Origin of the sequence: Prosthecobacter sp. (assembly GCF_046154365.1) — a bacterium.
Classification (GTDB): Bacteria; Verrucomicrobiota; Verrucomicrobiia; order Verrucomicrobiales; family Verrucomicrobiaceae; genus Prosthecobacter.
Window position 1 is genome coordinate 140,641 of sequence record NZ_JBJXFV010000106.1, and the last position, 26,773, is coordinate 167,413.

Genomic DNA, 26,773 nt, shown 5'->3' on the forward strand with positions numbered 1-26,773 from the left:
TGGCGGTTCAGCGGGTGCTGGCGGTGCGCACGCCGGAAAAATCCACGCGCAGCGTTTTCCCCGGCGTCACCGTCACGTCCTGCATGATGGTGGCTTTTTCATCCAGCCAGGCCTTGAGCTGCCAGGTGCCTGCGGGCAGGCCGCTGAGCCGGTAGCGCCCCTCCGCGTCCGTGATGGCAAAGTGCGGCGTGTCGAGCACGAGAATGACGCCGCGCATGTGCTGGTGGATCTCGCAGTAGAGTCGCACCACGCCCGCCTTGTCGAAGATCAGCGCAGGCGGCGTCTCGTCCTTGCGGAAGCGTCCCAGGTCGAAGCGCTTCGTCTTCGAGAATGAAAAGACATTGTGATAGTCGCTGTCGTTGTTCGGAAAGACGACCTGCGTGCCCGTCTGCACCGCCAGCACGCCGGGCTCAAACTGGTAGCCGCTCTGCACCATCAGCAGTGGCTTGGCAGGCGGCGATTTTTTAGCCCCCGGCACTTCCAGATAAACCACGGCCAGTTGTTTCGGCGAAGCAGCCACCTGACCTGCGTTCAATCCATATTGTGAGGCTGGCGGCGGCCCCAGCGGCCTGCCGGTCAGCGTCACCGTGCCGTCGATGCCACCCTGCGCATGCAGCAGCCCGCCGGTCAGCAAGACGGCCATGGCGGCGGCAAGAACAAATTTCATCTTCAGCATGAACGCACTCTATCAGGTGGCATTTCCTGCTACCAGAGCCTTTTTTGAGCGCTGGCAGCAAGACCGCTTTCCTAACGCCATCTTCATCGACCTGTACTCAAGCATGCGCGGCATGCATGACCGCGCGAGGATTCGCCAGCGCCACGCGCAACAGCGTCAGGGCTGCTCCGGTAGGCTTGCGGCGGCCTTGTTCCCATTGATGCAGGGTGCGCACACTGACGCCGAGCAGGGCGGCAAAATCCTTCTGCGTCACCTTCAGCGCGGCACGCGCATCTTGAGCGAGGCGTTTGGCTTCCGACTCCGCATTGGCTCTGCACACGACCTCCGGTTTCAGCGCGGTGCGGCGCACGGATCCATCGGGCAGACGCTCCAACTTCCAAGCGCGCGACGGCGCGACCTTGCCGCTGCGGAGAGCGGCGATTTCAGTGTGAATGGCGCGGATTTCAGCGGGTTTCATGGCTTGATCTGGCGGAGGATGTTTTTGAGTTCGGCAGCGGAGAGATTTTCTTGTTCGTTCTTGGCGTAGCAGCGGGCCAGAATGATCACGTCGTCCGCCGTGACCCAGTAATAGATGATGCGCAGCCCGCCACGCTTGCCACGGCCTCGTCCGCCCCACCGGATCTTCCGCAGTCCACGGCCCGCAGGAATGATGTCACCGGCGGCGGGCCGGTCCATGAGGTGAAGCTGGAGGGAGAGAAGTTCATCGTCGGGCAAATGCTCCGCAGCCTGCTGCGTGAAGGTGTGAAGTTCCTGAAAAAGCATGAGCGAAGGCTGGTGCGTCAGGGGCGCACTATGACCGGCGGATAACATCCGGTCAAGCAGACAGCCTTCCCCCTTGCACCGGTGCCGAATCCGCCGACTCTACGCGCCCTTTTTCAGCCATGATCCCGAACATCTTCCGCACCCTTCACTGCAACGCCGTCCGCCCAGAGCACATCGGCCAGACCGTCACGCTGTGTGGCTGGGTGAATTCGGCCCGCGACCATGGCGGTGTCATCTTCATCGACCTGCGCGACCGCGAAGGACTCACGCAGGTCGTGTTCCGCCCCGAGGAGAATGCCGAAGTCGCCGCGCTGAGCCATCATCTGCGTGATGAGGATGTGTTGCAGATCACCGGCAAGGTCGCCGCGCGCGTCACCGGCACGGAGAACGCCAAGCTGCCGACGGGCGATGTCGAAATCGTCGCCACCGAGTTCAAGACCCTGAACAAGGCCGACGTGCTGCCGTTCCACCTCGACCGTGAGCTGTCCAACGAGGATCTGCGGATGAAATACCGCTACCTCGACCTGCGCCGTGAGCGCATGAACAAGAACATCCGCACGCGTCACAAGATCACCAACGCCGCGCGCAACTACCTCGACGCCGCTGGCTTCGTGGAAGTCGAAACGCCGATCCTGAGCAACCCGACGCCCGAAGGCGCACGCGACTTCCTCGTGCCCGCCCGCTTGAACCCCGGCAAGTTCTACGCGCTGCCGCAGGCCCCGCAGCAGTACAAACAGTTGCTCATGGTCGCCGGCCTGGAGCGCTACTTCCAGATCGCCCGTTGCTTCCGCGATGAAGACCTGCGCGCCGACCGCCAGCCGGAGTTCACGCAGATCGACATCGAGGCCAGTTTCATCGAGCGCAACGACATCATCACGCTCGTTGAGGGCCTGCTGGCCAGCATGTTCAAATCTGGCACCGGACGCGACATTCCGCTGCCCTTCCCGATCATGACGTATCAGGAAGCGATGGACCGCTACGGCTCCGACAAGCCGGACACACGCTACGGTAACGAAATCGTCGATATGGCCGATGTCTTCGCCAGCAGCGGCTTCAAAATCTTCCGCAGCACCATCGAAGGTGGCGGCGTCGTGCGCTCCATCAACGTGAAGGGCTTCGCCGGCATCACCACGGGTCAGATGATCCGTCTCAACGAGATCGCCACGCAGGCAGGCATGAAGGTGAAGCAGCTCGCCTTCATCAAAGTGGAGCGCGATGCGAATGGCGTGCTCGAATACAAATCGCCGCTGTGGAAGTTCTTCTCGCCAGAAGAACAGCAGGCACTCATCGCCAAGCTCAAGGTCGAAGAAAACGACCTCATCTTCTTCTATGCCGGCACCTGGCAGGAAGCCTGCGACATCCTCGGCCGCGTGCGCGTCGAGATTGCCAACATGACTGCGCTGACGAAGGACAGCACCGCTTTCAACTTCCTGTGGGTCGTCGATTTCCCGCTGCTCGCTCACGATGCGGAATCGCAGAGCTGGGTGGCCGTCCACCACCCTTTCACCCGCCCGAAAACCGAGGACATCCCGCTCATGGAAGCCGGTGAATACGGCAAAGTGCGCGCCGAAGCCTACGACGTGGTCCTCAACGGCTACGAACTCGGCGGCGGCTCCATCCGAATCCACGAGAAGGATTTGCAGGCCAAGATGTTCAGCGTCCTCGGCGTGAACGATGAAGAACAGGCCCACAAATTCGGCCATCTCCTCGACGCCTTCCGCTTCGGCGCACCACCACACGGCGGTCTCGCGCTCGGTCTCGACCGCGTCGCCATGTTGGCTTGCGGAGAAGACAGCATCCGCGAAGTCATTGCCTTCCCGAAGAACAACAAGGGAGCCGATTTGATGACCGACAGCCCGACGACCATCGACTTCAAAACGCTGCGTGAGATTTACATCCAGAGCACCTTCAAGGAGAAGAAGCCAGAGACGCCTGCTCCCATCGGAGGATAGCCTTCCAGGCTGTCAACGGACCGGGGCTTCCAGCCTTTGTCCGGAAAAGGCTGGAAGCCTCAAGCCGCTGACAGGCCGGAGGCCTATCCTCCGCGCAGCGCCGCCATCAGCGCATCGAGTTCCTCACGCACGTTGCCGGAATCGCTCACCGTTTGGGCGATTTCGGCCTTCACGGCATCGCGGAAGCGTTTCCGCAAGCGGTGGATCGCGACTTTGACGGTGTCTTCGCTCAAGCCAAGTTTGGCTGCCGCTTCAGCTTGCGGTGTTGCATCGCCATCGGCGGTCAACCACGGCTTCAGCGTGTCAAACTGGTACCCTTTGCCGCTGTCGCGCAATTCTGCCTCCAACGTGGCCAAAGCACGCGCCAGCACCGTGAGCGCCCATTGGCGATCAAACGCCGCATCCGGCGCTGTGACGCTGTCATCAGCGATTTGCAGGCCCGCACCAGTGCTGGAGTCATCATTTTCGATCACCGCATGAATCTGCCCGCCACCGCGCTTCGCCGCGTGATCGCGATCTCGCTGGTCCGCAGCGAAGCGCTTCAACGCAGACAGCAGGTAGCTGCGAAATCGGCCGCGCAACGGATCGGCCCCGTTGATGGCATCACCAACGAGCAGTCTGGCAAAGAAATCATGCGCTAAGTCCCGCGCGGCATCCTCCGCGCGACCATCGCGCCGCAGAAACGCCACCACCGGCGCATAGTAGGCTGCGCACAGCTCGCTCAAGGCGGCACGGGCCGTTGTATCATCCCCACGCGAGCGTGCCACCAGCGTCCAGCGCGTGTCATGGAAGGAGGAAGTCATGCTTTGACAGAGGGGAGGCGATGTAGAACACTTTCGCCATGAGAACCGCGACCGCACTCGATCTGCAAACACGACTGCCCACGATACTCGCCTGGCTGGAGGCGGGCGAGGAGGTCATGGTGAAGCCGAAGATACAGCAGAAGGAAAAAACCGCCGTTGTGATGGAGAAGGCGGAGACGAAGCAAACCATGGTTTACCTGGATCGCTCGGGAAAATCGGTTCCTGCGACTTCCGAGTGGCAGAGCAAAAGTGCGGTGTTCCAACGTCCGCTCGCTCCTCAACCGATCCTGTCCCAGGGCGACCTGGATGAACTGTATGATGACTTGCACGGCACTTATTGACCGGAGCCGCTCATGATTTGCGCTGACACCAGCTTCTTGATTTCCTACTACGGCGATGATGTGAACAGCGAAGTTGCACGTGCGCACATGGCGAAGGCCGCCGTCCTGAATGTCCATGCTGTGAATGATTTCGAATTCGCCAACGCACTGAGGCTGTTGGTGTTTCGCGGCAAAATCACGGCCACCCATCGAGCAAGCTGGCTGGAGACCTACCATGCTGACATACAACGTGGTGCCTTGATTTCCGAGCCAGTTGCGCTGGAGTCCGTCTTTGAAGAGGCGGAAGAGATCTCCACCAAGCACGCCGAAACGGGCGGACACCGCGCCTACGACATCCTGCAAGTCGCCGCCGCGCTGCTGCTCGGTGCCACGGATTTCTGGAGCTTTGACGGGAAGCAGCGCCAGCTCGCGGCGGCGGAAGGCATGTCTGTGGGGCCGTGAGGTCATTCGGGGATGATGATTTGGTCGCCAGGACGAAGCACGAATGGTTCGTTAATGTCTTTGAGATTCACCATATAAGTCTCGCTGCTGCGAATGACTTTGATCTTGCTGGGGCGTGCAGAGGGAGTGAAATCTCCGGCGTCCCGGACCGCCTGCAACACGGTCATACCGTCTCTCCAAAGCATGGAGCGAGGCTGTTGGACACCGCTGATGACGTGGACAAATCGCGCGGCCTTACTCGCCGTGATATCCGGCTTCCCGGTGGCCGCATCCGGCGAAAAGTGCGAGAACAGCATCTTCCCCACAATCTTGTCCCACGGCATGAAAAAATCAGCGGGACTGCCACCGCGTTTGAGCAGGAGGCCCTTGTTTTCCCGGGCGACGACGCGGGCGATCCAGTACCTGCCGCTTTCATGCTCGAAGATGATCAGGTCGCCGGTGGAGAAACCGGTGTCCAGGTGGGAGGCGATCCAGTGGCTGTCTTTGACGACACCGGGTTCATTGCCCTGCGGAATGCGGTAGGCTCCGGCGATGAAACAGCGGATGAACATGGCGATGACCATGGCCACCACGATTTGAGCGCTCCAGGAAACGAGCCGGTTTCGTTTTCGAGCCGGGACATCCACGGGATGCTGGCGCATCCACCAGAGCGTGGACACCACCGACGCAGCGACGGCGACGAGCGTGAGCGTGATGGCCGCCCATGGATACGCGTCCTGGTGGCGTGGCAGTTGGTAGAAGCCCGCAAGGCCGGCAGCGATGACCGTGAGTGACCACCAGAACAGGTGCTTGCCGAAATGAGCGTTCACTTCATACCAGCGCTGGTCGGAGGCAAAGGTGGAGGGCAGGCGCACGCCATAGAAGGAGTTCATCGGCACCAGGCGCAGCCAGAGCGGCAGGCTCACCACCAGCAGCACCATGCCCATGCATCCTGTCACCGTGGCGAAGAGGAAGCTGCCCCGCTCAGCTCCGGATGCCTGCGTCCAACGCCACAGCAGCCACCCAAACACTGCGCAGATCAACAAGATGGCAGGGATGGTCCAAAACACCCTGGCAGGCCGTTGATGCCAGGCGGTCAGGCGGGCCGCGCCGTCCTGAGCCTCAAACTCGAGCTGCTTGCGCGCCCACCATGGGACCAGCAATGAAGGGAGCAAGATCGGGATCCAGATCATGCCGGACAACAAGGCCGTTTGATTCATGATCGACACCAACCACTGCAGTGGACGCGGCATTTGCGTCAGGCTCTCGATCACCTGAGGCGCATCAACCTGCCCTCCCATACCAGCCACCAAGGCGTACACCTGGCCGCCATACGCATGCACGCCAACAACGAAGCCTCCCACCGCCTCCCAACCGAAGGCGAAACCGCCGGAGGACAACAAACCCACACTGAAACCACCCACCGCCAGCAGCAGAGCCAAGGCAAACCCGCCCAAACTGACCAGGCCAATGCTGGCACCACCCAAGGCAACAAAGCCAACCGCCACGCCCCCACAGGCGACCCAGCCGCGTGCATAACCTCCAAAAGCGAACACGCCGACGGCTTTGTCGCCGAAAGCAAAGAAGCCACGCGCCACACGTTTGCGACCGGTCGTCGGATCAATGCCGGAGGCGACATGCAGCAGCGGCCGGCCGAAGAGCATGCGCTTCGATTTGTATTCAAACCCATGGAGGTTGGCGATAAGCGCCCGCTGCACGGCAGGCGGCATGGAGGCCAATGCCTCAATCTGCGTCTTAAACTCACCCGCGCTCTGCTGCCGCCGCCCGCGTTCTTTTTCCAGCGCACGGAAGACCACTTCATCGATGTTGCCATTGCAGGTGGATCGTTCCGAAGGCGCGGCGAAGCGGCCCAGCGGCAGCTCGCCGGTGAGCATCTCATAAAACACGACGCCGAGACTGTAGATGTCCGCACGATGATCGACCGTGGCGGGCTGTTCGATCTGCTCTGGGGCCATGTAGGGCGCGGTGCCGAGCCGTGCACCGCTTTGCGTGAGCAGCATGGCATCACCGGCATCTTCACTGATGATCTTGGCGATGCCGAAGTCGGCGATCTTCACGCGGCCCTTGGAATCGAGCAGAATGTTCTCTGGTTTGATGTCGCGATGCAGCACGCCCTGGCTGTGGGCGAATTGCAGCGCCTCACAGATGGCGGGGATGATGTTGAGCGCCTGTTCCGGGGTGAACCGACCGGCACGCATGGCCTGGCGCAGGTTCACACCGTCCACGTATTCCATGATGAGGTAGCAGAAGCCGCCGCTCTCACCAAAATCATGCACGGCGACGATGTTCGGATGGCTGAGCCGCGCCAGCACACGGCCCTCGCGCGTGAAGCGCTCGGCAAAGCCCGGCGTGGCCGCCAGCGCCTTCGGCAGCACCTTGAGCGCGACGACGCGGTCGAGCTTCGGCTGCCGAGCACAAAAAACCGCGCTCATACCGCCATGGCCGATGAGATCGAGCACTTCGAGATCAGGGAACGCGGTGGCGATTTCCTCCAGCGAAGGAAGATCACGCGCCGTGAGCGGAATCGTGTCTGCACCGCCGTCTGTCGGCATGGCGGCGGCGGCCATGAGGGAAGTCGGGTTCAGGCCGTGAAACGGGTCGGGTGATGGTGAGGAAGTGTCCATGGTACTAGCTCCATGGGGAAAGCAGCGGCGGAGGTTACAGGAAAAGTAGCCCTGTTCCTTCGGAACAGGAGTCAGATGAACCAGTTCCGAAGGAACTGGACTACTTTCGCCCAGAATCCCTTCTTGCGAACGCCCGGCACTGCCGCCACACTCGCGGCCCACCTTCCCCCACCCCTGCCATGCGCTTTCCCGCGCTTTCCACCCTTCTTTTGCTTCTCATGTCGATCGCCAGCACGTCGCATGCCGCCAGTTCCTCCATCGAGTCTGTGACTTGGGGAAAAACGGCGGCTGGTGAAGAAGTGAAGCTGTTCACGCTGCGCAACGCGAACGGCATGGAGGCCAAGATCACCAACTGGGGCGGCTACATCGTCTCGCTCAAGGTGGCGGACAAAAACGGCCTGTTCGCCGATGTGGTGCTCGGGTTTGACTCGCTGGACGGCTATCTCGCCAAGAATCCCTTCTTCGGCTGCATCACTGGCCGCTACGCGAACCGCATCGGCGGTGCCTCGTTCAAGATCGACGATATCGAATACAAAGTGACGCCGAACTCCGGCAAACATCAGCTCCACGGCGGCAAGGAAGGCTTCGACAAGAAGCTCTGGAGCGCCAAGGAGATCGCTGACGGCGTGGAACTCAGTTACACGAGCGCCGATGGCGAGGAAGGCTTTCCCGGCATGCTAAAGAGCACGGTCACCTACACGCTCACGAAGGACAACGGCCTGCAGATCGACTACAAGGCCACCACGGACAAACCGACCGTCCTGAACCTGACCAACCACGCCTACTTCAATCTCGCCGGTGAAGGCAGCGGCGACATCCTTGGCCACGAACTGTCAATCCCGACGGATCAACTCACCGCCACGGACGATGATCTCATCACCACCGGCGAAATCGTCAGCATCAAAGGCACGCCGCTCGATTTCACCACGCCGCATACGATCGGCGAACGCATCGGTGCTGACTACAAGCCGCTGATTCAAGGCATCGGCTACGACCACAACTACGTCCTCTCCGGCAACGGTCTCAAACTGGCCGCAATCGTGAAGGAACCCAAAAGCGGTCGCGTGATGACCGTGCGCACCACCGAGCCCGGTGTGCAGCTCTACACCGGCAATCACCTCAACGGCGTGAACGGCAAAGGCGGCCATGTTTATGCCAAACGTCATGGCTTCTGCCTCGAAACGCAGCACTATCCCGACAGCCCCAACAAGCCAAATTTCCCCAGCGTAACCCTGCGTCCGGGCGAGACTTTTCAAAGCACCACGATCTACCAGTTTTCCAACGAGTGAGCGCCACCCACGTCCTGACCGACCGAGTCCCCCTGTTTGACACCGAACCGCCTGCCTTCATCCAGGAGCAGGATTTTGCCGCGAGGCAGTATCGCGGCCGCCGCGACAATCAAGAAGACTACTATGCCTTTGCCGATGCCGCCGAACCCGAGGAGCCGAGCCTGCAGCGCCTGCTGCTCGTCATCGGCGACGGCCTCGGAGCGCATGCCGGCGGCAGCGTGGCCAGCTACATCGGCGTGAACGCCTTTGTACGTGCTTTTCACGAGCAGGAAGGCCCGCACTCGTGGAAGCTCAAGCATGCGGTCGAAACCGCGAACGAAACCCTCGGCTACATCACCAGCCGCATGCCCAATGTGGCCCCGCCGATGGGCACCACGATGGTGGGCGTGCTCATCACGCAGCAGACCATGGAATGGATCAGCGTGGGTGATTCACCGCTGTTCATCTTCCGCGATGGCGAACTGCTGCGCATCAACGCCGACCACAGCCTCTCGCCGCTCATCGATGCCCGTGCCGAGCGTGGCGAAATCACCCCCGAAGAAGCTGAAAATCATCCCGACCGCCACACGCTGCAATCGGCCCTGCTCGGTCTTCCCATCATGATGATCGACGCCCCCGCCGCGCCGATGCCCTTGAAGAAAGGCGACATCGTCATCGCCGCCAGCGACGGCATCTTCACGCTGACCGACAAGGCGCTCGAAGAACTGCTCAGCTTCGGCAAGCACACCACGGCGGACAAAATCGCCGACGCCATCATCTTTGCCATCCGCCGCATCAACAACGACCGCCAGGACAACACGACGGTCGGTGTGGTGAAAATCGCGTGAGCAGGCGTAGGCCGGATGTGTTTGGCGGAAACAGCATCGACAAAAAGCACCGAGTCTTTCGCCAAACTATCCGGCTCTGGACGCGTGCGATGCCCCCAAGTCAGCCGGATAGTTCGGCGATGACAGCCAACATATCATCAAAGGTCTGAGCGCCGAACACATCCGACCTACGCATCAAGTTACAGACCAAGTTCACGTTTCACGATGCCGACACCGGCCACCATGTTCGCCAACTTTTTCTTCGCCGCCCAACGTGCGGTCTGACTGAGCCCGCAATCTGGCGCGAACACGAGTTTGTCCGCAGGCGCATGCTTCAAACACGCACGCACGGCATCCGCGATCTGCTCCGGCGTTTCGATGTGGTAGCTCTTCACGTCGATGATGCCCACAGCGACGTCGTAGCGCTCCGCCATCGGCTTGATGACCTCCAGTTCGGCGTATTCGCGATTCGCCATCTCCACATGCACTTCGTCGCAGTGCAGATCGAGAAACGCCGGAAACAATGGCGCGTATTTGCGCCAGCCGACGGGGTGGCCTTTGAAATTGCCGAAGCAGAGATGCGTGCAGATGCGCGTCTTGCCGTAACCACTCGCGACAGTGCGATTGAAGATGTCCACGAAGCGTTTCGTGTCCTCACGATAGCCGTAGCAGCTCATGCTCGGCTCATCCACGCAGATTTCCTCCGCACCCGCCGCGACGAGGTCCGCGATCTCCTTGTTCACGATGGGCAGCAGCGCTTCCGCGATGGCATAACGATCCTTGTACTGCGCATTCGGCGCCAAGCGTCCACTAAGCGTGTAAGGACCGGGCACGGAAACCTTCAACCGCTTCCCACAGCCGCCTGCGAGTCGTTTGAGCCGCTGAAACTCCTCCACCACGCCCAAGCCACGCGGCGCACGCAGCTCGCCGACAATCTCGTGCTTGCCACGCTGGTCATGCGCCGGCGGCCCAAAGCGCCGCGGACTAGCCGGTTCGAGCGCGATGCCTTCGATGAAGCCGTAGAAGCTCAAATTAAAATCAAAGCGCGTCTGCTCGCCATCCGTGATGACATCGAGTCCGGCAGTGATTTGATCGTGAACGGCTACCTGCGCCGCGTCGTCCTGCATTTCGGCGATGTCGGCCGTTCCGAAGCTGCTCAGGTGCTGTGCGGAGAATTCGAGCCAGCCCGGAAACGGATAACTGCCGATGACAGAGGTGCGAAGCGGTTGGAATTGCATGATGGCACATGAAACGCCACAACGGGCCGCACCGCCACGCACGAGCCGCAAAGGACAACCGATGGGGCGGGAAGGTGCAATCGAACGCTTAACCAGACTTCGGGAAACGTCGAAAGAGACGCCGCAAGATGATCAGCAATGGAAAAATAAAAATGCCAATTACGCCTTCGACCAGCAACAATTCCGGTGCAGCATTCACCCACCGATCCCTCCTCCACTCATCCCATCCGCCAATAGGTGTGGAATGCTCGTAGGTCATGGCGCTGCTTGAGATGCCGTCTTCAACCAATTCAATGACGAACCAGCCCAAAAACAGCAGGATCACGATCAGCACCAGCAACACAACAAGCTGGATAAGCCAGACCAAGATCTGCAAAGCTAGTTTCATATTTCGTTTTAAGCTCCCAGCTTCGCATAGTACTTCGCAATGCGTCGCGCGTGCTCGTCATACGCGGCTTCAAACAACTCCGTGGCCTTCGCTGCCCCGATGACGGCACCGGCAGTGAGAACTTTGGGCGGCTGGCCGGCTTTGGTGAGGCGGTCCGCCACTTCAGCTTTGATGGCATTCACGAGCAAACAACCACCGACGGTGCTGCCAGGAGCAACGGGTGTTTCGAGGCCTTCGATCTTCACCATCGCGTCGCCAACGGGCGCACCGGTGTCGAGAACGATGTCGGAGAAGTCCTGGAGCTTCTTGCCGTCGCGGTGGCGGCTGGTGCTGGCCTCGCTGTGCGTGGTGCTGATGATGGCGGCGACTTTGACGCCGCGCTTCTGAAATTCCTCGGCCATCTCGACGGGGACGACGTTGCAGCCGCCGCTGGAAATGACGAGAGCACTGTCGCCGGGCATGAGATCGAAGTTCCGCAGGATGCGACTGGCAAAGCCGCTGACGTTTTCGAGGAACATGGCCTGCCGCTGGCCATTCGCGCCAACGACGAGGTTATGAAATGTGAGCGAGAGTTCGACGATGGGATTGAAGCCCGGGAAGGAGCCGTATCGCGGCCACATTTCTTCAACAAGAATGCGGCTATGACCGGAACCGAAGACGTGGACCATTTGCCCGGCGAGGATCGTCTTGGCGAACATGTCAGCGGTCTGCTGGATGAGCGGAAGCTGCTCGCGTACCCGGTTGAGGAGACGTTCGGAGGCTTGGAGATATTGGAGTGCTGGAGTCATGATGGGAAATGGAGTGATGGTGAAGTGGAATCGTTTTCACCACAGAGACACCGAGGACACAGAGTTCAGAAATCCCATCCTCTGTGTCCTCGTTGCCTCTGTGGTTTTCAGGGCTTGGAATCAGATTGAACACGGAACCGAGGCATCCCGCGCTGTCCCCAAGCTCCGCAGGCACAATGCGGACTTGGCTGCCGCCGGGACGCCACTCGAAATCGTCGAGCATCCGCTGGAGCGGAATAAAGAGGCTGTCCTTGGCACCGGTGGCAATGCCGCCACCGAGGATGATGAGTTCGGGGTCGAGGACGTTGATCAAAGAGGCGATGGCGGCGGCGAGGTGGCGGACGGAAGTGAGCCAGACGTGTTTCGCGTGTTCGTCGCCTGCGGCATAGGCATCGAGCAGCGCATGCGTGGTGGCGTAGCGGCCTGCGCCGCGTTGCTGGATGGTTTGATTGCCCAACATGTCTTCGAGGCTGCCGGGCGTGTTGAAATCATCGCGTGGGGCATTTGAATCGATGGTAATGTGACCGAGATGACCGGCACGGCCGATGTGGCCTTTGAGCAAACGACCACCGCTGTAAATCGCGCCACCGACACCGGTGCCAAGCGTGAGCATGAAGACATTGTGGCAGTTTTTCGCGGCTCCGGCCCAGACTTCACCGAGGAGAGCGGCGTGGGCGTCGTTGAGCACGCGGCACTCGCGTTCGAGGAAGGCGGACCAATCGAACTTTTCGAGGCCGTGCATGCGTCCGGGCATCCAGTCGATGCAGTGACCATTCGGGTTCGCCAAACCGGGCGCGGAGAGGCCGATAGCGAGTTTGTGTCCCGCTTGCGCTTCAAATTCATGAACGATCTCGCGCACGGTGAGCGCGAAGCGCGGCGTGTTGCCATCGAATTCGCCATCGCGGGTCGGCTTGGAAAGTGCGGCGATGGTTTTCTCCGACTGCGTGTCCACGAGCGCGGCTTTGATGTTCGTGCCGCCGAGGTCGATGCCGATGGCTAGATGCTGGTTGCTCGATGCTGGATTCTGGATGGAGGAACTCATGGGGTGGTTGTGCTCGCAGAGGTTTGATCGAGCATCCAGGATCAAGCAACTAGCATCCAGAAACCGTCCAGCCGCCATCGACGGCGAGGACTTGGCCGGTGATGAACTTGGAATCAGGCGAGAGCAGTAACAGGGCGGCGGCATCGCAGTCTGCGGGATGGCCGATGCGGCCGCCGTCGAGGGGTTGCTTGGTTTTGATGAACTGCATGACTTCATCGTTGCCCACGGCACGCTGCGACATCGGGGTCTCGACCAACGCAGGCGCGATGACGTTCACGCGGATGTTGTGCGGGGCATAGTAGCTGGCGATGGATTTGCTGAAGCCGATGATGCCCGCCTTCGCGGCGGCGTAGGCGTGGGAGGCGAAGAACTTGGGCGAGGGCGAATAACCGAGCACGCTGGCCATGTTCAGGATCACACCACCGCTGTTTTGTTTCATGAACTGACGCACAGCGGCGCGATTCGAGAAGATGATGGAGTTCAAATTGAGATCGAGCGTGTAGCGCAGGCCATGATCGGTGATCTCGTGCAGCGGGCCATCACCTTGGCTGCGTCCGCTGCCGCCAGCGACATGGTAGAGGGCGTCCAGTTTGCCGAAAGACTCGACGGCCATCGCCACGGCGCGTTCGGCGGCTTCTGGTGAAGTGGCATCAGCGGCGAAACCGCGTGCGTTGGGGCCGAGAACCTCAAGCGCAGCCTGCACGTTCGATTCAGAGCGACTGGTGACGATGACGCGAGCACCGTTTTCGATCAGACGCCGAGCCGCAGACAACCCAAGACCCGTGGTGCCGCCCATGACAACCACGGACAAGCCTTTGACATCGAATTGGCTGCTCATGAAGGCGGGAGCATGGCGCGAGGCGGCGGAGTGGCAATCTCAAGCTGGCGATGACAATTCCGCAGCGTGCATCCGACATGCGGCTTGCTTGTTGGCGGCAGCTTCGGCAAAATCGGCCCATGACCAACCGCCGCAATTTCCTCCAGAGCCTCTCCGCCACCGCACTCGCCAGCGCCCTGCCCGTCGTGGCGGCGGAGAAAAAGAACAAGCTGTGTTTTTTCACGAAGCATCTCCAGGGCCTGAGCTTTGATGACATCGCCAGTTTGGGCGCGGAGGCGGGGTTTGATGGCGTGGAGTCGCCGATTCGGCCGAAAGGGCACATCGAGCCGGAAAAAGTGGTGGATGAGCTGCCGAAGTATGTGGAGGCGCTGAAGAAGCAGAACCTCGAACTCATGATCATGACTTCCGGCATCAATGAAGTGAGCGCGGAGCAGCGGACGGAGGAAATCCTGCGCACGGCGGCGAAGCTGGGCGTGAAGCGCTTCCGCATGAACTACTTCAAGTATGATCTCAAGCAGCCGATCTGGGAGCAGCTCCAGGCCGTGCGGCCGAAGATCAAGGACCTAGTGGCCTTGTGCGCGGAGATCGGCATCCAGCCGATGTTTCAGAACCACAGCGGGCAGGATTACTTCGGCGCGGCGGTATGGGACATCTTCTCGATCATGCGCGAATATCCGGCGGCGCAGTTCAGCTTTGCCTTCGACATCCTGCACGCCACCTGTGAAGGCGGAAAATCCTGGCCGCTGGAGTTCAACCTCGTCAAAGACCACATCGGCGCGGCTTACTTCAAGGACTTCAAATGGGACGGTCGCAAGCTCGTCACCGTCCCGCTCGGCGAAGGCCAGGTGGACCCGGCGTATGGCAAGATGCTCATGAAAACCGGCTACAGCGGCCCGATCTCACTGCATCTCGAATACCTCGAAGGCAAGCCCACCGATCCCGCCGTGCTGATGGAGTTCCGCGAGGCGCATGCGCGTGATGTGAAGACGCTCAAGGGGTGGCTGGGATGGGCGTGATGCTGGGCCTCACCCCTTCCCATTTGAAAGCTGCGCTCAACTGGGTGCTGGGCGCACGCGGGCAGATCGCCGACAAATCCGGCAAGAACTCCGACGACCACTACACCACGCCAAACGCGCACACTTCGTTCTTGTTCGCGCACAACCGTGTGAGATGAAACTCGGCGCACAATGGTGCGGCATCACGTTTGAGCACCTCCAGCAGCGCGTACTCGTCGTGCCCTTTGAATTTGATCGTCACGATGAAGTTCCGCATGCGCTTCTCACGCAGCCATTCGAGCAGCAGGTCGATGCTGCGCTGCGGCGCGGCGATGACATCGCAAACGAGCCAGTCCAGCGTCTGCGGCGGCTGATATTTGAAGGCGTCGGCGGTTTCAAAGCGCAGGCGTGAGTTGCGCATCAAGTCCTCGCGCAGTTCGGAACGATCGACGGCGATGACGTGCGCTCCACGCTGAAGCGCCACATAACTCCAGCTTCCTGGCGATGCACCGAGATCGACGCAGGTCTCGCCACGCTCGATGCGTTTGCCAAGACGCTGCTCGGCCTCGACGAGCTTGGTGAAAGCGCGTGAAGGCGCGCTTTTGTCGTCCGCCAGCGGCACTTCACCGCGTGGGAACCTCGAAACCAAACTGCGCAGAGCATGTGCACGCGGCGCGGCGGTCGTTGAGAGCCAGCCAGACTCGGGAGAGGTGAGGATGCACTGCACGAGCGAGGTTTGCGCATCAAACACGGCGTCGGAGTCGATCAGAGCACGCAGCAGATGACGGCGCCGCTTCTTCAAGCGTTCCAACAGGCTGGCATGAATCAGTTCGCAACGGTGCAGCCCTGCCCTGCCTTCGCCATACTGTGGCCAAAGATGCAAACGCCAAGGCTGATCATCAGGCAGCACACCAGCGATGGCCTCGATGATGCGATCTGCCCACGCATTGATCGACGCGGCCTGAACTTCAACCGCATCGGGCAGCGTTTGACGAGCAAAGGCAAGCAACAGGCCGTCGAGATTCACTTCCGCAACGATGCCGAGTCCGGCGATCTCGCGCACGTTTGCTTCGGGAGCGGCACGACGCAGTTCGTCCGTGAGGAACGGTAGTGTGTCTGGGTCAGTGAGAAAGAGATGCACGCTCAACTCAGACGATCACGGTTTTGCAGGTGCCGGCTTTGCAGGTGTGATCTCCTTGAAGGGCGACACGACACCGAGCGTGGACGGCAGAAAATCATCCGTGCGGAAACACGAAGCGGGCAAGCCCTCGGCGTTGATGAGATTCGCGCCTTCAGGCCAGCTTGCCCAAGCGTAGCGCACGCCCACCGGCTGCGGCACCGTCTCGCTCCACACGACGACTTCGTTGCCTTCGATCTTGGCCTTGGCCCAGACCCACTTCTGATCGGCTCCCGTGATCTGGAATTGCTTCAGTTCGCCGCCGTCACGTGTTTTCAAACCGGTGCCGGCGTGATCGAACTGGATGCGCACCTTGTCGCCTTGCACCACGGATGAAACATAGAGCGGGCCGCTGTACTCGGTGCCGGTCTTGCCGTAGTCCTTCGCCAGCGCCCACAGGGCAAGCCGACGACCGACCTCCTGCTTGTTCTTCGGATGGATGTCGTTCTGCTCGCCGATGTCGTTGATGATGGCGATGCCGCATTTGTCCAACGTCTGCGCCGTGAGTGTCTGCGCCTCCTGCAATTCAGCCCAGGCGTCAGGAACGCCTGCCTCCGTGGTCACGGGGTGGCCGTTGCCGAAATTGGCGAGCTGCACGATGTAGAACGAGAACGCGTCCACCCACTGTTTGCGCCAGTCGTTGACCATCGTGGGCAGCAGTTCCTGATACTGGAAGGCACGGCGCTGGTTCGATTCACCCTGATACCAGATTGCTCCCTTGATGGCGTAGGGGACAAGCGGTGCCACCATGCCGTTGAACAGCACGCTGGGATGATGCGGCGTTTTGGTCGGATCATCGGGTGGACGCGGTGCCTGGGGCTTCGGCTGTTTTTTATCGGCGGGCAGCTTCGCGTTTTCCTCGTCGATCTTCTTCACCTGGGCCTGCCAGTCGGTCTTGCGCTTCTCAAAGGCGGCCTGCTCCTTCGCACCATCCCACTTGCTGACGTGATCTTTCCAGTCGGCGATCATTTCCGTCGCGCAGGGGCGCTCCGCCAGCGATTCATGACTGGTCCAGGCCTCAATGCGGGTGCCGCCCCAGGAGGTGTTGATCAGACCGACTGGCACTTTCAGCACCTGATGCAGATGCCGGCCAAAGAAGTAACCCACGGCGGAAAAATCGCCCACGTTCGCGGTGCTGGCCTCCTTCCAGCCACCTTTGCAATCGCTCTGCGGCGTCATGCTCGGACTTCGCTCGACATTGAACATGCGGATCTGCGCATGGTTTGCGGCAGCGATTTCTTCGTCAGCCTTGCCCGCCTGCTTCACCGTCCATTGCATGTTTGACTGCCCGGAGCAGATCCAGACCTCGCCAACGAGCACGTTCTTGAGCGTGATCGTATTTTTGCCAGCGACGACGAGATCAGCCGGCTTGGCGTTCGCATTCATCGGATTCAGAATGATCGACCATTTGCCGGTCGGGTCCGCCACCGAGCTGTGCGTTTGATCGCCAAAGGTGATCTTCACATCCTCGCCGACTTCGGCGGTGCCCCAGACGCGCACGAGTTGCTGCTGCTGGAGCACCATGCCGTCGGCGAAGATCGCGGGCAGTTTGACCTCGGCGCGCAGGCTGGCGGCAAGCAGGAGACAGGAAAAAACGATGCGTTTCATGGCGGATTGTCGTGGGAGGTATGGTTCTGGGCAAGTAAGCCAAATGTCAGAGCAGGCTGCTGTCATCCGTGCGCTCCAGGCGGCCGATGCGCTTTTTGATCGTCTCCAGCAGCACGGTCATCTCATGCACGCAGCGGAAGCATTCCTTCTGCACCTCCGCATCGGCCAGGCCGGGCACGGCGGGATGAATCTTCATGAATTGCAGGGCGATGTTTTTACAGGCTTCGCGGATTTGAGCGATGGCGGCGGGGCGTTCCATGCGCGCAGCGTAGAGCGCACCGCCCAGCGCGCAAGATGCGGATCACTCCACGCGCCGCCTCCCCAGGGCATACGCACCAAAACCTGCTCATGCGCCTGACTGAGGATCTCCCACAGATTCAGGGAGGCCCGCAGATTCTTCAGAAGCCAATCTGCTGACCTCCATGAATCTGCGGGTGATCTGCGGAAGGGAACACCTGGAAACTGAGTTATTCCCACAGATTCAGAAAACCCGCAGATTCGGACCAGAAGCATCCCATCTGTGGGTTTTCTGAATCTGCGGGAAAATAACTTCTGCATTGATCAGTGTGTGAGGTTTCGGGTGTGCCCGGAAGTTATTCGGAGCGGAGGGGCAGGGGGGCAGAGTTCTGAAGGAGTTTCGCAAGTGGCTCATTCGTCATTCGTCATTTACTCTCCGCCATGAATCTCGTCTCCACCTCCATCCGCTACTTCACCTTCATCCTCGCCGCCGCCGGTGTGATCGCGATGGGGTTTGTGCTACAGACCATCCGCAGCCAAGAGACCGCCATCCCGCCGCCGCCCGTCGCACCGCCGCAGAAAAACGCGCCCGATGACATCGCCGCCACCGGCATTCTCGAAGCGCAGGGCGAAAACGTCGCCATCGGCGTGCCTGTGGCCGGGTTGGTCCAGGAGGTCAAAATCGAGGTCAATCAAGTCGTCAAGGCAGGCGCGCCACTGCTCATCCTCGACGACCGCGAGCTGCGTGCCGCCCTGCTCAAGCAGGAAGCCGCCATCGCCGTCGCCCAGGCCAATCTCACCGTCACCCAGGCTCAGCTCGCGAAGGTGCAGGACATGCTCGACCGCCTCAAGTCCGTCACCGATCAGCGGGCCATCAGCCAGGACGACCTGCGCAACCGCAGCAACGACGTCCTCGTCGCCAAAGCCCAACAGCAGGCTGCCGAGGCCCAACTTGCCGCCGCCGAGGCCGATGTACAGCAGACGCAGCTCCTCATCGACCGTTTCACCGTCAAAGCCCCGCGCAACGGCACCATCCTCCAGGTGAACATCCGCGCCGGCGAATACGCCTCCCCGCAGAACCGCCAGCCCGCCCTCGTCCTCGGCGACATCTCCACGTTGCACGTGCGTGCCGATGTCGATGAACAAAACGCCATGCAAGTCGCCACCGGTGCCAAGGCGCAGATCTCCCTCAAAGGTGATTCGTCGAAGAAGTTTACCGTCGAATTCGTCCGCATCGAACCCTACGTCATCCCCAAAGTCTCCCTCACCGGTGCCAGCACCGAACGCGTGGACACCCGCGTCCTCCAGGTCATCTACAAGCTCGTTAAACCCAAGGACACCAACCTCTACGTCGGGCAGCAGGTGGATGTGTTTATTGCGCGGAAGAAGTGAAACTCATCAAAGACGAATCTGTAAAACAGGATCAGTCTCGCATTCTGCAACGATCTCGTTGTAGCGCGTCAGGATGGAAATCAGCGTTGCCTTGCAGTCGCCCGCTTTGAAGAGGCTGCGTTCATAGACATTCGCCGTCAGGAACTGGGTCGCGTCAATCACGTCGATGCGGTCTTTCCACTCGGTGTTTTTCAACAGATAGGCCGCGCCCTCGACTCCGTCCGCGAGCGTGATGATCACTGGTTTCAAACCGCCCTGGAGATTTTTAGCGGCCTTGCGAATCAGCGCCTCGGTTGGGTGAGTGGTGACGTGGATCGTGACACCGTTCACCTCAAAGTCGCCTTGCCGCTCTGTTGAATGGTCTGCCACCGAGAAACCGTGATGCGCGGCAACGCCAGGACCGAGAACAATGTCGAGCTTCGCACCGACCAGATGCTGGAGCATGGCTCCCACAAAATTTGCGCCACCCGAGTTCTTTTGAATCTCCGCCGACTGCGCAAAGATGTCCGCGAGGTTGGCTGCGACAGACTTTCCAGTGTCGAAATGAAAAACCATGCCGTTAATGCGAACCTGTTCCTCCCATCGCATCTGCTCAACCTCTGCTTCCGTGAACAAAGGTCTCGTTACGCCATAGCTTTGTAACACCGCAGCGGTGACTCGAGAGACGCGGTCAATGCCGCCCAACGCAAGCACGTCTTCGACGTGAAATTGTTCCGTGATCGCTCTGTTCGTCATGGCACAAAAAACGTCAAAAATTAGGCGGCGGCCAGCCAAGAAACTTGAACAATCTGCCGCTCTTTTCGTGCAAAGCTCAGAGGGCCAGCCAGAGGGTTCGCGTGCATCTCATGGAAGGGTTTCTCGCGAAAGTTTTTCACAACGAATAAATAGAATCGGTCTCCGAGCGCTGCAGCGCTATCGTGCTCTTTTTCTGTGAGTGAGAGCCAGCCGCTACGATCTGCAATTCCCTTCACCTCGACCGCACGAAATTTGTCGCCTGATTTGGGCCACAATCGAAAATCGTATCCACATCCTTGCATGGTCGTATCTTCTACGTCGCACTGACCAAACTCCGGGAGCCTGGAATACACAGCCTGGAAGTACTGTTCTGCCGCCCGCCCCGTAATCAACCGCTTGGCAAAGCTTGAAGGCGACAAATTGTCATCCTCCGCTGGCTGTGATGGGATGATTTGGTCAGGAGCACCGATAAAACTCGCCACAAGTCTGGCGAAATTCTTCAATGATAGGCTTTGGTAGTTCGCGGCTAATTTCACGCAGTAATCGCGACGTGGGCGTTTATGCCACCCTTTCCTCTTGTTTGGGAACAAGGGATCAAACTCATCTCGATAATTCTTGATGGAGGCGGGCCGCCCTCCCAGGCCGTAGCCCAAAGCGTTGAATGCTTCGATGAAGCTGTCGAATCCAAGTGCTGCCACCCCCTTTTCGTCAAACTTGGAGAGAAACATGCCCACGAGAATCTGTTTCTCTCTCGCGCTCAGTTGATCGGGATTGAGGATCATGGTCAATCGGCATGTGAATTGATCCAAGCTGGTTCGCCACAGTTTCCCTGCGCGTCATCATGGTTTCCACCCAGACCGTGATCTAGCCCCATTCTCATGAGGCCGATTCCGGCGAAAAACTCTGCGGCACGTCTTTGCATAGGGTCTTGAAGTGATAGTGAGGCAGGGCTTAGCGTCTGACAAGACTCGATCTTTGAGCATTTGTTGATTGAAGCCTCGCCCGCCTCAAAGAGAACCATTGAGTCTCTCCAAATCCCACGCATGAATGCGTCCCTGACTGATTCGCCCATGCATTACATCTCCACCCGCGGACAAACGAAGCCGCACACGTTTTCTGAAGCCGTTGAAGCCGGGCTGGCACCGGATGGCGGCCTGTTTTTGCCGGACAAGCTGCCGTCCATCGCAGACAAGCTGCCTGCGTGGTCGAAGCTGACGTATCCGCAGCTTGCGGCGGAGTTTTTCACGCTGTTTGCGCCGGAGATCAGCAACGCGGAGTGGCATCAGCTCACGGCGGAGGCGTATCGGCGGTTTGATGCGCCGGACGTGGCACCGTTGAAGAAGATCACGGACAAAACCTATGTGCTGGAGCTGTTTCACGGGCCGACGCTCGCGTTCAAGGACTTCGCGCTGCAACTGCTGGGACTGCTCTACAAGCGTCAGGTCGAGAAGACCGGTAAACGGCTCGCCGTGCTCGGTGCGACCTCGGGCGACACCGGTTCGGCGGCGATTCATGGCTGCCTGGGGCGTGATGGCATCACGATCTTTATTCTCTATCCAAACGGCCGCGTGGCTCCACTGCAGGAACGCCAGATGGCCTGTACGGGCGCGGACAACGTCTTCGCCATCCCGGTTCCCGGCACTTTTGATGATGCGCAGCGCGTGGTGAAGGACACGTTTGGCGACACCGCTTTCGCCAATGCGGTGAATCTCTCCGCCGTGAACTCGATCAACATCGCCCGCGTGCTGGCGCAATGTGTTTACTACATCTGGGCCTGTCTGAAGCTGCCGGAGAATGCTCGCGCGACCGCCGAGTACGTCGTGCCCACCGGGAATTTCGGCAACGTGCTGGCGGGATGGATGGCGCAGCAGATGGGCATGCCTGCGGGTGGCTTCCGTGTGGCGACGAACCAGAACGACATCCTGCACCGCTTTTTCACCAGCGGTGATTACCACCAGAGCGACGTGCATCCGAGCCATGCGCCGAGCATGGACATCCAGGCCGCGTCGAACTTCGAGCGCTTCCTCTATTACATCCTCGGCCAAAACGCCGAGCGTGTGCGCGAGGTGATGACGCAGATCAAAGCGGGTGCGCCGTTCAAGATCGACCTGCCGAAGACCAGCCTGCGCTCGACGCGCATGGACGACGCTCAAATCGAGCGCGTCATCGCCCAGATGTGGCAGGACTGGCAGTATGTCGTCGATCCGCACACGGCCTGCGCCTTCACCGACATCGCGCAGGATCGCGTGAGTGTGGTGCTGGCCACCGCCAGCCCGGCGAAGTTCCCCGAAGTGGTGCAGCAGGCCACCGGCAGCGAGCCGACGCATCCGACGCTCGAAGCGCTGAAGTCGAAACCGCTGCAAACCTGGCCGCTCAACGCGGACGTGGCGGCGGTGCAGGCCTTCATTCGGAAACACACCAGCCACGCAACGAGTGCTTGACGTTCCTGACGACCGCTTGGTTAAATCACACCGCTGTCATGAATCCAATTTCGCCCCTCCTCGCCGCAGCCATCACGCTGCCGGACATCTCCCCATTCCTCACCAAAGGGAGTGATGCTGGCGACGGCGTCACGTTGATGATCGGCGAGCTTTACACTTGGGCGCTGCTCGGCGGCGGCCCACTGCTGATCCTCGCGGGTCTGGCGCTGGTGAAGATCATGTTTGCCCGCGTGAAGTTCTTCGCGATCGAATACGGCAACGGCGGGTTCTGGGACCGCGCGAAGATCATCACGCCATTCATCACGCTCGGTTCGCTGCTGCTGCTGCTCGGCGTCGCAGCCGCCTTTCTCGGCTGGCTGAGCCTCGGCTACTCCGTGACGCTCAACGCCGCCGGACTGACCGAGGTGACACGTGGCCAAACAACGCACTATGCCTGGACCGATGCCAGCGCAGCCGCGGAACGCGTCAAATCGACCGAGTTCTGGATTGCCTTCGCCAAGGATGACCGCAAATGCCGCGTGGACTTTCAGCAGCGCTACATCGGCGAAAAGCTCCAGGACAAGGCCATCGCGATCACGGAAACCTCGCTGAGTTCCAAGGTGCCGCGACATTAGCCGCGCTACTTCAGCGCCTTGACCAGCACCTTCGAGTTGCGGCCGCTCTTGTCGTATTTTTCACGGCGGCTTGCGGGCAGTGCATCAGGTTCGGTGACGGTGTAGCCCATCTTCTCCTCGAAAAAGCGGAACGCCTGCGTGCTGAGCGCCACAATGACCTCGCAGCCACGCTGTTTCGCCGTTTCCTCGGCAAAGGCGACGAGTTTCCGGCCATGATTTTTGTTCTTGTGCGAGCGGCGCACAAAGAGACAGGCAAGCTCGGCAATTTTCCGTCCCTCTTCCTCATACGTGTGAATGGCCACGGAACCGATCGGATGGCCGTCGAGTTCGAGCACGAAGAAGTCTTTGATCTTGGCTTGAATCTGATCACGCGTGCGCGGCACCAGCGCAGCATCGTCCACACCCTGCTGCATCATGGACAGCAGTGCGGGCACGTCGGAAGCACGCGCTTTGCGGATCTGCTGGTATTCGTCGCCATGAATCATGGTGCCGACGCCTTCATTCGAGAACAGCTCGGCCAGCAGCGCCTCATCCTGCGTGCCATCGACGATATGCACACGCGGCACGCCTTCCTGGCAGGCCAGCGCGGCGTAGCGCAGCTTTGAGAGCATGCTCACGTCATGCTTCGGGTCTTTGGCCTTGTACATGTCCTTCGCATCCGCCACGGAGATCTGCGCCAACCGCGTGCCATCGGCGGCGGTGATGCCGGCTTCGGCCACAAAGATGACTTTCGCCGCCTGCAAGGCGATGGCGACTTCCACGGCAACGGCATCGGAGTTCAAGCGCAGCGTCGCGCCTTTGCCGTCGTAGCCGAGCGGCGGCAAAATGGGGATGATGTCGGCCTTGAGCAGCGCACGCAGTGTTTCTTCATCCACACGCTCGATACGGCCGGTGAATTCCTGATCCACGCCGTCGATCACACCCGCCGGATGCACCGCCAGCGCATTGGAAACCGCCACAGGCATCTCCAGCGCGGTCAGATCGGCCACGAGGTCGTTGCACTGCCGCATAATCGCATCCACGGCGATTTCAATGCCCGCAGCATCCGTGCGGCCCATGCCATCGTCATTGTAGAGCGTGATGCCGCGTTTCTCGGCCAGCGCCCGCACCTGCGCCCGCGCACCGAAAACGAGCACGACCTCAATGTTGAGTGATTGCAGCACCGCCACGTCTTGCAGAATGCTGGCAAAGCCCGGCTGCGTCATGAGCGCACCATCAAACGCGATCACGAACACCTTCTGCCGAAATTGCGGCACGTAATGCAGGATGCCACGCAGGTCTTCGAAGCGTTGCTGGGGTTTTTGAGGTTCGTTGTTCACTGAATGAGGCCTCACGATAGCACAACGCGGGCGATTTCTTCCCAAAGTTTGTCGATCTCCTGCGGCCCGTGCGAAGGCCTGCCCGCCTTCGCGAACCAGTAATCCGCGTTCCATTGATCGCCCTCAATCACATGCAGAAGTGCATGCAGCCACGACCCCATCTTGGTGTGAATGTCCTGCGCGATGTTGTGTGCGGCGTCCCATGAGCCGTGTTTGATCTGCCAGAGCGTCTGTGCCTCGGGCGTGAGGCTGGCGGGATCTTTGAGGGCGAGGAGTTCGACAGAGGTCATGGTGTGGTGCGGTGCGGAGCATTCTTTTCAGCGAAGTCGCTCAAAAAGTCCAGCAGCGCCCCATCCGGCTGCATGGGAATGATGTCGATGGGGACGAGTTCGCCGTCGCTGTGAATGATGTTGCTCTCGCCGACATCGAACAGCGCCAGATTCTGCTCCGGGTGATACCAGCGCGATCTGGCGGTCGCGCTCTACAGCGAACCCTGCGGGCGTCCAAGGCTGCGGTTGATCTGCGCCACCTTCTCCTCCCAGGACATCAAGGGCTGCCTGGAAACCAGGGCAGTCATTTCTTCGCGGGTGGTCCACGGTTTGATCGGCTGGAAGACCTTGCGGGGCTTCGCCGCCTCTTGGGGCTTTGTCTCCAGGCATGATTCAGCTTTGGTTTGCATGGGCGGAAGTTAACGGTTTTGCCAAGCCCGGCAATCAGCATTTCCAGGCCGTCGTAGCCCGGTTCTCCAGAGCCGGGTGTGGGAGCATTCGTCAGCCGAGAGACGTTCGGCTCGACTCTGGAGAGTCAAGCTACGCTCAATCTTCCGGCATCGGACGGCCCTTGGTCTCCGGCAGGAACATCAAGGCAACTAGCCCAAGCAAGAACACCGAACTCATGTAACAACCAGCAGTGCGGAAGGCGTTGAGTTCGGCGGTGGCTTTCATGGCGGCGGTGGCCGTCGCTGGCAGCACGGCGATGGCTTTGGCTCCAAGGTTGGCTTGCAGCACACCGAGCGTGACCGGTCCGCTGGCGGCGATGAAGCGCCCGACGTTGTAGCAGAAACTGACACCGGTGCTGCGCAGCCGGGTGGGGAACAGCTCAGGCAGATAGATCGCGAAGCCCGCGAACAACGAGAGCTGGCAGACACCCAGCACGAAGCTCATCCAGATGTCCGAACGCGTTTCGAACTTCTGGTAGAAGAAGATCGTCGCCGCCATCGCCGCGAGGAAAGCAACGATAAACACCGGCTTCCGGCCAAAGCGATGCGCGGCCTTGCTGAACGCGATCATACCCACGAAGGCACCAATGTTTAGAACGATGAGATTGGCCGCAGACCACCATTGCTTGGCTTCGCTGACCGCTGCGGCACTCAGATTCTGGCCCGCCAGTGAGTCGGCGATGGCGGCGGAGACCAGCTTGTTGCTGAAGAAACCGATGCCCCACAGTCCGACGACGGCGGACACACAGAGCAACATGCCAAACAGCGCGGACTTGCGCCAACGGGCGTCGCCGAAGAGGCTCAAATACGAACCCATCGCCTTGGTGCTGTCGATTTTGCTCGTGGCCTTTGCCGCGAGCCATTTTTCCGGCTCCTTCAAGCGCAGCATGATAAAGATGCAAAGGAAGGCGGGGATGGAGCCGATCCAGAACAAGTATTTCCACGAGACCATGGGATCAACACCTGCGAGCGACATGGCGCACAGGCCAGCGGTGACATTGCCGACGGCGGAGAGCGCCTGCAACATGCCGAGCGCCTTCGGCCGTGCGGCATCTGGCAACGCATCAGCCACCAGCGCGACCGCGAGTCCAAACACACCGCCGACGCCGAGGCCGGTGAGCGCACGGTAGATCATGAACTGCTCAATATTGGCCGCGAACGATGAAAGCCCGGTAAAGAGCGAGTAGATGAGCACCGTGATTGCCAATGTCTTCGCACGCCCGATGCGATCACCGACGGCACCGAAGATGAGTCCGCCCGTGGCCCAGCCTGCGATGAAGATGCTCATGGCCCAGCCGCTGAGCTTGCCCTGCGCCAGCGAGTCCATGCCAGGGGAGAGCGCTTTGACCGCATTGTCGCGTGCCAGGATGAAAAGCTGCTGATCCAGGCAGTCAAAGCACCACGCTGCGGAGGCGACAAAAAAGACAAACCAATGGTAGCCGTTGAGTTGCTTGTACCAAGGGGCGGTCGGATCGGGAGAGGCGGTGGTGCTCATGAGGCGCGGATGTTGAATGACGCGGAGGAAGATGACAATCCCGAAATCACAGGA

Annotated in this window: 28 protein-coding genes; 9 read left to right on the forward strand and 19 right to left on the reverse strand. The window is 60.2% G+C overall.

What is annotated here, in order from left to right; genetic code table 11:
• Positions 1 to 7: 7 nt before the first annotated feature.
• The 3 genes from ACKVY0_RS13920 to ACKVY0_RS13930 all read right to left on the reverse strand — a co-directional run bounded on the left by ACKVY0_RS13920 (position 8) and on the right by ACKVY0_RS13930 (position 1,438).
• A complete protein-coding gene (locus tag ACKVY0_RS13920; protein ID WP_409215433.1) occupies positions 8 to 667 on the reverse strand; it encodes a carboxypeptidase regulatory-like domain-containing protein in 660 nt (219 codons plus the stop codon).
• A 106-nt stretch (positions 668 to 773) separates the two neighbouring features.
• Entirely contained in the window at positions 774 to 1,133 is a 360-nt protein-coding gene (locus ACKVY0_RS13925) for a helix-turn-helix domain-containing protein (protein ID WP_409215434.1), read from the reverse strand.
• Positions 1,130 to 1,438 (reverse strand): hypothetical protein, encoded by a 309-nt coding sequence (locus ACKVY0_RS13930; protein ID WP_409215435.1) that lies wholly within the window; start codon positions 1,436 to 1,438, stop codon positions 1,130 to 1,132. Before ACKVY0_RS13930 ends, ACKVY0_RS13925 begins: the two co-directional genes overlap by 4 nt.
• A 119-nt stretch (positions 1,439 to 1,557) precedes the next feature.
• Between ACKVY0_RS13930 and aspS the strand changes: the two genes are divergently transcribed.
• Positions 1,558 to 3,390: an aspartate--tRNA ligase gene (gene aspS, locus ACKVY0_RS13935; protein WP_409215436.1), complete on the forward strand. Its 1,833-nt coding sequence runs from the start codon at positions 1,558 to 1,560 to the stop codon at positions 3,388 to 3,390.
• A gap of 83 nt (positions 3,391 to 3,473) precedes the next feature.
• Here aspS and ACKVY0_RS13940 read toward each other — a convergent pair whose 3' ends face one another.
• Positions 3,474 to 4,193, reverse strand: coding sequence for an RNA polymerase sigma factor (locus ACKVY0_RS13940; RefSeq protein WP_409215437.1), 720 nt, complete (start codon positions 4,191 to 4,193; stop codon positions 3,474 to 3,476).
• A gap of 38 nt (positions 4,194 to 4,231) precedes the next feature.
• On the opposite strand from ACKVY0_RS13940, the gene ACKVY0_RS13945 reads away from it, so the two are divergent.
• Together ACKVY0_RS13945 and ACKVY0_RS13950 are read left to right on the forward strand one after the other, a co-directional pair.
• A complete protein-coding gene (locus ACKVY0_RS13945) occupies positions 4,232 to 4,534 on the forward strand; it encodes a hypothetical protein (protein WP_409215438.1) in 303 nt (100 codons plus the stop codon).
• A 12-nt stretch (positions 4,535 to 4,546) separates the two neighbouring features.
• Positions 4,547 to 4,975 (forward strand): type II toxin-antitoxin system VapC family toxin, encoded by a 429-nt coding sequence (locus tag ACKVY0_RS13950; RefSeq protein ID WP_409215439.1) that lies wholly within the window; start codon positions 4,547 to 4,549, stop codon positions 4,973 to 4,975.
• 2 nt (positions 4,976 to 4,977) lie between these two features.
• On the opposite strand, the gene ACKVY0_RS13955 is transcribed toward ACKVY0_RS13950, so the two are convergent.
• Positions 4,978 to 7,599 carry a protein kinase domain-containing protein gene (locus ACKVY0_RS13955; RefSeq protein ID WP_409215440.1) on the reverse strand — a complete coding sequence of 874 codons (2,622 nt, stop codon included), beginning with the start codon at positions 7,597 to 7,599 and terminating at the stop codon, positions 4,978 to 4,980.
• Positions 7,600 to 7,778: 179 nt separating this feature from the next.
• Here ACKVY0_RS13955 and ACKVY0_RS13960 point away from each other — a divergent pair, with 179 nt between their 5' ends.
• Together ACKVY0_RS13960 and ACKVY0_RS13965 are read left to right on the forward strand one after the other, a co-directional pair.
• A complete protein-coding gene (locus ACKVY0_RS13960; RefSeq protein ID WP_409215441.1) occupies positions 7,779 to 8,888 on the forward strand; it encodes an aldose epimerase family protein in 1,110 nt (369 codons plus the stop codon).
• Positions 8,885 to 9,715, forward strand: a complete 831-nt coding sequence (locus tag ACKVY0_RS13965; protein WP_409215442.1) for a PP2C family protein-serine/threonine phosphatase — start codon at positions 8,885 to 8,887, stop codon at positions 9,713 to 9,715. The genes ACKVY0_RS13960 and ACKVY0_RS13965 overlap by 4 nt, the downstream gene beginning before the upstream one ends.
• 179 nt (positions 9,716 to 9,894) lie before the next feature.
• Here ACKVY0_RS13965 and ACKVY0_RS13970 read toward each other — a convergent pair whose 3' ends face one another.
• The 5 genes from ACKVY0_RS13970 to ACKVY0_RS13990 form a co-directional block, all read right to left on the reverse strand.
• Positions 9,895 to 10,932, reverse strand: a complete 1,038-nt coding sequence (locus ACKVY0_RS13970) for a methionine synthase (protein ID WP_409215443.1) — start codon at positions 10,930 to 10,932, stop codon at positions 9,895 to 9,897.
• 88 nt (positions 10,933 to 11,020) lie between these two features.
• Positions 11,021 to 11,320 (reverse strand): hypothetical protein, encoded by a 300-nt coding sequence (locus ACKVY0_RS13975; RefSeq protein ID WP_409215444.1) that lies wholly within the window; start codon positions 11,318 to 11,320, stop codon positions 11,021 to 11,023.
• Positions 11,321 to 11,328: 8 nt separating this feature from the next.
• A complete protein-coding gene (locus ACKVY0_RS13980) occupies positions 11,329 to 12,108 on the reverse strand; it encodes a sugar isomerase domain-containing protein (protein WP_409215445.1) in 780 nt (259 codons plus the stop codon).
• Positions 12,020 to 13,150 carry an ROK family protein gene (locus tag ACKVY0_RS13985; RefSeq protein ID WP_409215446.1) on the reverse strand — a complete coding sequence of 377 codons (1,131 nt, stop codon included), beginning with the start codon at positions 13,148 to 13,150 and terminating at the stop codon, positions 12,020 to 12,022. Before ACKVY0_RS13985 ends, ACKVY0_RS13980 begins: the two co-directional genes overlap by 89 nt.
• A gap of 49 nt (positions 13,151 to 13,199) precedes the next feature.
• Positions 13,200 to 13,988, reverse strand: a complete 789-nt coding sequence (locus tag ACKVY0_RS13990; protein ID WP_409215447.1) for an SDR family NAD(P)-dependent oxidoreductase — start codon at positions 13,986 to 13,988, stop codon at positions 13,200 to 13,202.
• Between the two features lie 119 nt (positions 13,989 to 14,107).
• Here ACKVY0_RS13990 and ACKVY0_RS13995 point away from each other — a divergent pair, with 119 nt between their 5' ends.
• Positions 14,108 to 15,004, forward strand: coding sequence for a sugar phosphate isomerase/epimerase family protein (locus ACKVY0_RS13995; RefSeq protein WP_409215448.1), 897 nt, complete (start codon positions 14,108 to 14,110; stop codon positions 15,002 to 15,004).
• A gap of 100 nt (positions 15,005 to 15,104) precedes the next feature.
• Here the strand turns inward: ACKVY0_RS13995 and ACKVY0_RS14000 are convergent, their stop codons facing one another.
• Genes ACKVY0_RS14000 through ACKVY0_RS14010 form a run of 3 tightly spaced genes read right to left on the reverse strand, consistent with a single transcriptional unit; the run spans position 15,105 to position 18,027 of the window.
• Positions 15,105 to 16,124, reverse strand: a complete 1,020-nt coding sequence (locus ACKVY0_RS14000; protein WP_409215449.1) for an SAM-dependent methyltransferase — start codon at positions 16,122 to 16,124, stop codon at positions 15,105 to 15,107.
• 15 nt (positions 16,125 to 16,139) lie between these two features.
• Positions 16,140 to 17,768 (reverse strand): sialate O-acetylesterase, encoded by a 1,629-nt coding sequence (locus ACKVY0_RS14005; protein ID WP_409215450.1) that lies wholly within the window; start codon positions 17,766 to 17,768, stop codon positions 16,140 to 16,142.
• A 46-nt stretch (positions 17,769 to 17,814) separates the two neighbouring features.
• Positions 17,815 to 18,027: a hypothetical protein gene (locus ACKVY0_RS14010; protein ID WP_409215451.1), complete on the reverse strand. Its 213-nt coding sequence runs from the start codon at positions 18,025 to 18,027 to the stop codon at positions 17,815 to 17,817.
• A 419-nt stretch (positions 18,028 to 18,446) separates the two neighbouring features.
• Between ACKVY0_RS14010 and ACKVY0_RS14015 the strand changes: the two genes are divergently transcribed.
• Positions 18,447 to 19,397, forward strand: coding sequence for an efflux RND transporter periplasmic adaptor subunit (locus ACKVY0_RS14015; protein ID WP_409215452.1), 951 nt, complete (start codon positions 18,447 to 18,449; stop codon positions 19,395 to 19,397).
• 6 nt (positions 19,398 to 19,403) lie between these two features.
• Here the strand turns inward: ACKVY0_RS14015 and ACKVY0_RS14020 are convergent, their stop codons facing one another.
• Together ACKVY0_RS14020 and ACKVY0_RS14025 are read right to left on the reverse strand one after the other, a co-directional pair.
• The gene (locus ACKVY0_RS14020) at positions 19,404 to 20,132 is read right to left on the reverse strand and encodes a DUF4928 family protein (RefSeq protein WP_409215453.1); all 729 of its coding nucleotides are present in this window, start codon (positions 20,130 to 20,132) and stop codon (positions 19,404 to 19,406) included.
• 20 nt (positions 20,133 to 20,152) lie between these two features.
• Positions 20,153 to 20,914: a DUF3883 domain-containing protein gene (locus ACKVY0_RS14025; RefSeq protein ID WP_409215454.1), complete on the reverse strand. Its 762-nt coding sequence runs from the start codon at positions 20,912 to 20,914 to the stop codon at positions 20,153 to 20,155.
• A 261-nt stretch (positions 20,915 to 21,175) separates the two neighbouring features.
• Between ACKVY0_RS14025 and thrC the strand changes: the two genes are divergently transcribed.
• Both thrC and ACKVY0_RS14035 read left to right on the forward strand, forming a co-directional pair.
• A complete protein-coding gene (gene thrC, locus ACKVY0_RS14030) occupies positions 21,176 to 22,573 on the forward strand; it encodes a threonine synthase (RefSeq protein ID WP_409215455.1) in 1,398 nt (465 codons plus the stop codon).
• A 38-nt stretch (positions 22,574 to 22,611) separates the two neighbouring features.
• On the forward strand, positions 22,612 to 23,187 hold the full coding sequence (locus ACKVY0_RS14035; RefSeq protein ID WP_409215456.1) for a hypothetical protein: 576 nt from the start codon (positions 22,612 to 22,614) through the stop codon (positions 23,185 to 23,187).
• Positions 23,188 to 23,192: 5 nt separating this feature from the next.
• On the opposite strand, the gene argA is transcribed toward ACKVY0_RS14035, so the two are convergent.
• From argA to ACKVY0_RS14055, 4 genes are all read right to left on the reverse strand, one after another.
• The gene (gene argA / locus ACKVY0_RS14040; protein WP_409215457.1) at positions 23,193 to 24,506 is read right to left on the reverse strand and encodes an amino-acid N-acetyltransferase; all 1,314 of its coding nucleotides are present in this window, start codon (positions 24,504 to 24,506) and stop codon (positions 23,193 to 23,195) included.
• 11 nt (positions 24,507 to 24,517) lie between these two features.
• Complete coding sequence (locus tag ACKVY0_RS14045; protein WP_409215458.1) at positions 24,518 to 24,796, reverse strand: hypothetical protein; 279 nt, start codon at positions 24,794 to 24,796, stop codon at positions 24,518 to 24,520.
• A gap of 191 nt (positions 24,797 to 24,987) precedes the next feature.
• Positions 24,988 to 25,185: a hypothetical protein gene (locus tag ACKVY0_RS14050; RefSeq protein WP_409215459.1), complete on the reverse strand. Its 198-nt coding sequence runs from the start codon at positions 25,183 to 25,185 to the stop codon at positions 24,988 to 24,990.
• 136 nt (positions 25,186 to 25,321) lie between these two features.
• Entirely contained in the window at positions 25,322 to 26,719 is a 1,398-nt protein-coding gene (locus tag ACKVY0_RS14055) for an MFS transporter (protein WP_409215460.1), read from the reverse strand.
• Between the last annotated feature and the right edge of the window lie 54 nt (positions 26,720 to 26,773).

What these genes read in the sequence shown, in the direction of transcription:
- ACKVY0_RS13945 (WP_409215438.1), top strand. Translation starts at nt 4,232, where the DNA reads ATGAGAACCGCGACCGCACTCGATCTGCAAACACGACTGCCCACGATA.
- ACKVY0_RS13955 (WP_409215440.1), bottom strand. Translation starts at nt 7,599, where the DNA reads ATGGACACTTCCTCACCATCACCCGACCCGTTTCACGGCCTGAACCCG.
- ACKVY0_RS13960 (WP_409215441.1), top strand. Translation starts at nt 7,779, where the DNA reads ATGCGCTTTCCCGCGCTTTCCACCCTTCTTTTGCTTCTCATGTCGATC.
- ACKVY0_RS13950 (WP_409215439.1), top strand. Translation starts at nt 4,547, where the DNA reads ATGATTTGCGCTGACACCAGCTTCTTGATTTCCTACTACGGCGATGAT.
- ACKVY0_RS13980 (WP_409215445.1), bottom strand. Translation starts at nt 12,108, where the DNA reads ATGACTCCAGCACTCCAATATCTCCAAGCCTCCGAACGTCTCCTCAAC.
- ACKVY0_RS14050 (WP_409215459.1), bottom strand. Translation starts at nt 25,185, where the DNA reads ATGCAAACCAAAGCTGAATCATGCCTGGAGACAAAGCCCCAAGAGGCG.
- ACKVY0_RS13970 (WP_409215443.1), bottom strand. Translation starts at nt 10,932, where the DNA reads ATGCAATTCCAACCGCTTCGCACCTCTGTCATCGGCAGTTATCCGTTT.
- ACKVY0_RS14005 (WP_409215450.1), bottom strand. Translation starts at nt 17,768, where the DNA reads ATGAAACGCATCGTTTTTTCCTGTCTCCTGCTTGCCGCCAGCCTGCGC.
- ACKVY0_RS13995 (WP_409215448.1), top strand. Translation starts at nt 14,108, where the DNA reads ATGACCAACCGCCGCAATTTCCTCCAGAGCCTCTCCGCCACCGCACTC.
- ACKVY0_RS13920 (WP_409215433.1), bottom strand. Translation starts at nt 667, where the DNA reads ATGAAATTTGTTCTTGCCGCCGCCATGGCCGTCTTGCTGACCGGCGGG.
- ACKVY0_RS13930 (WP_409215435.1), bottom strand. Translation starts at nt 1,438, where the DNA reads ATGCTTTTTCAGGAACTTCACACCTTCACGCAGCAGGCTGCGGAGCAT.
- ACKVY0_RS14055 (WP_409215460.1), bottom strand. Translation starts at nt 26,719, where the DNA reads ATGAGCACCACCGCCTCTCCCGATCCGACCGCCCCTTGGTACAAGCAA.
- ACKVY0_RS14045 (WP_409215458.1), bottom strand. Translation starts at nt 24,796, where the DNA reads ATGACCTCTGTCGAACTCCTCGCCCTCAAAGATCCCGCCAGCCTCACG.
- ACKVY0_RS14010 (WP_409215451.1), bottom strand. Translation starts at nt 18,027, where the DNA reads ATGGAACGCCCCGCCGCCATCGCTCAAATCCGCGAAGCCTGTAAAAAC.
- ACKVY0_RS13925 (WP_409215434.1), bottom strand. Translation starts at nt 1,133, where the DNA reads ATGAAACCCGCTGAAATCCGCGCCATTCACACTGAAATCGCCGCTCTC.
- aspS (WP_409215436.1), top strand. Translation starts at nt 1,558, where the DNA reads ATGATCCCGAACATCTTCCGCACCCTTCACTGCAACGCCGTCCGCCCA.
- thrC (WP_409215455.1), top strand. Translation starts at nt 21,176, where the DNA reads ATGAATGCGTCCCTGACTGATTCGCCCATGCATTACATCTCCACCCGC.
- ACKVY0_RS14020 (WP_409215453.1), bottom strand. Translation starts at nt 20,132, where the DNA reads ATGACGAACAGAGCGATCACGGAACAATTTCACGTCGAAGACGTGCTT.
- ACKVY0_RS13975 (WP_409215444.1), bottom strand. Translation starts at nt 11,320, where the DNA reads ATGAAACTAGCTTTGCAGATCTTGGTCTGGCTTATCCAGCTTGTTGTG.
- ACKVY0_RS13990 (WP_409215447.1), bottom strand. Translation starts at nt 13,988, where the DNA reads ATGAGCAGCCAATTCGATGTCAAAGGCTTGTCCGTGGTTGTCATGGGC.
- ACKVY0_RS13940 (WP_409215437.1), bottom strand. Translation starts at nt 4,193, where the DNA reads ATGACTTCCTCCTTCCATGACACGCGCTGGACGCTGGTGGCACGCTCG.
- ACKVY0_RS13985 (WP_409215446.1), bottom strand. Translation starts at nt 13,150, where the DNA reads ATGAGTTCCTCCATCCAGAATCCAGCATCGAGCAACCAGCATCTAGCC.
- ACKVY0_RS14035 (WP_409215456.1), top strand. Translation starts at nt 22,612, where the DNA reads ATGAATCCAATTTCGCCCCTCCTCGCCGCAGCCATCACGCTGCCGGAC.
- ACKVY0_RS14015 (WP_409215452.1), top strand. Translation starts at nt 18,447, where the DNA reads ATGAATCTCGTCTCCACCTCCATCCGCTACTTCACCTTCATCCTCGCC.
- ACKVY0_RS14025 (WP_409215454.1), bottom strand. Translation starts at nt 20,914, where the DNA reads ATGATCCTCAATCCCGATCAACTGAGCGCGAGAGAGAAACAGATTCTC.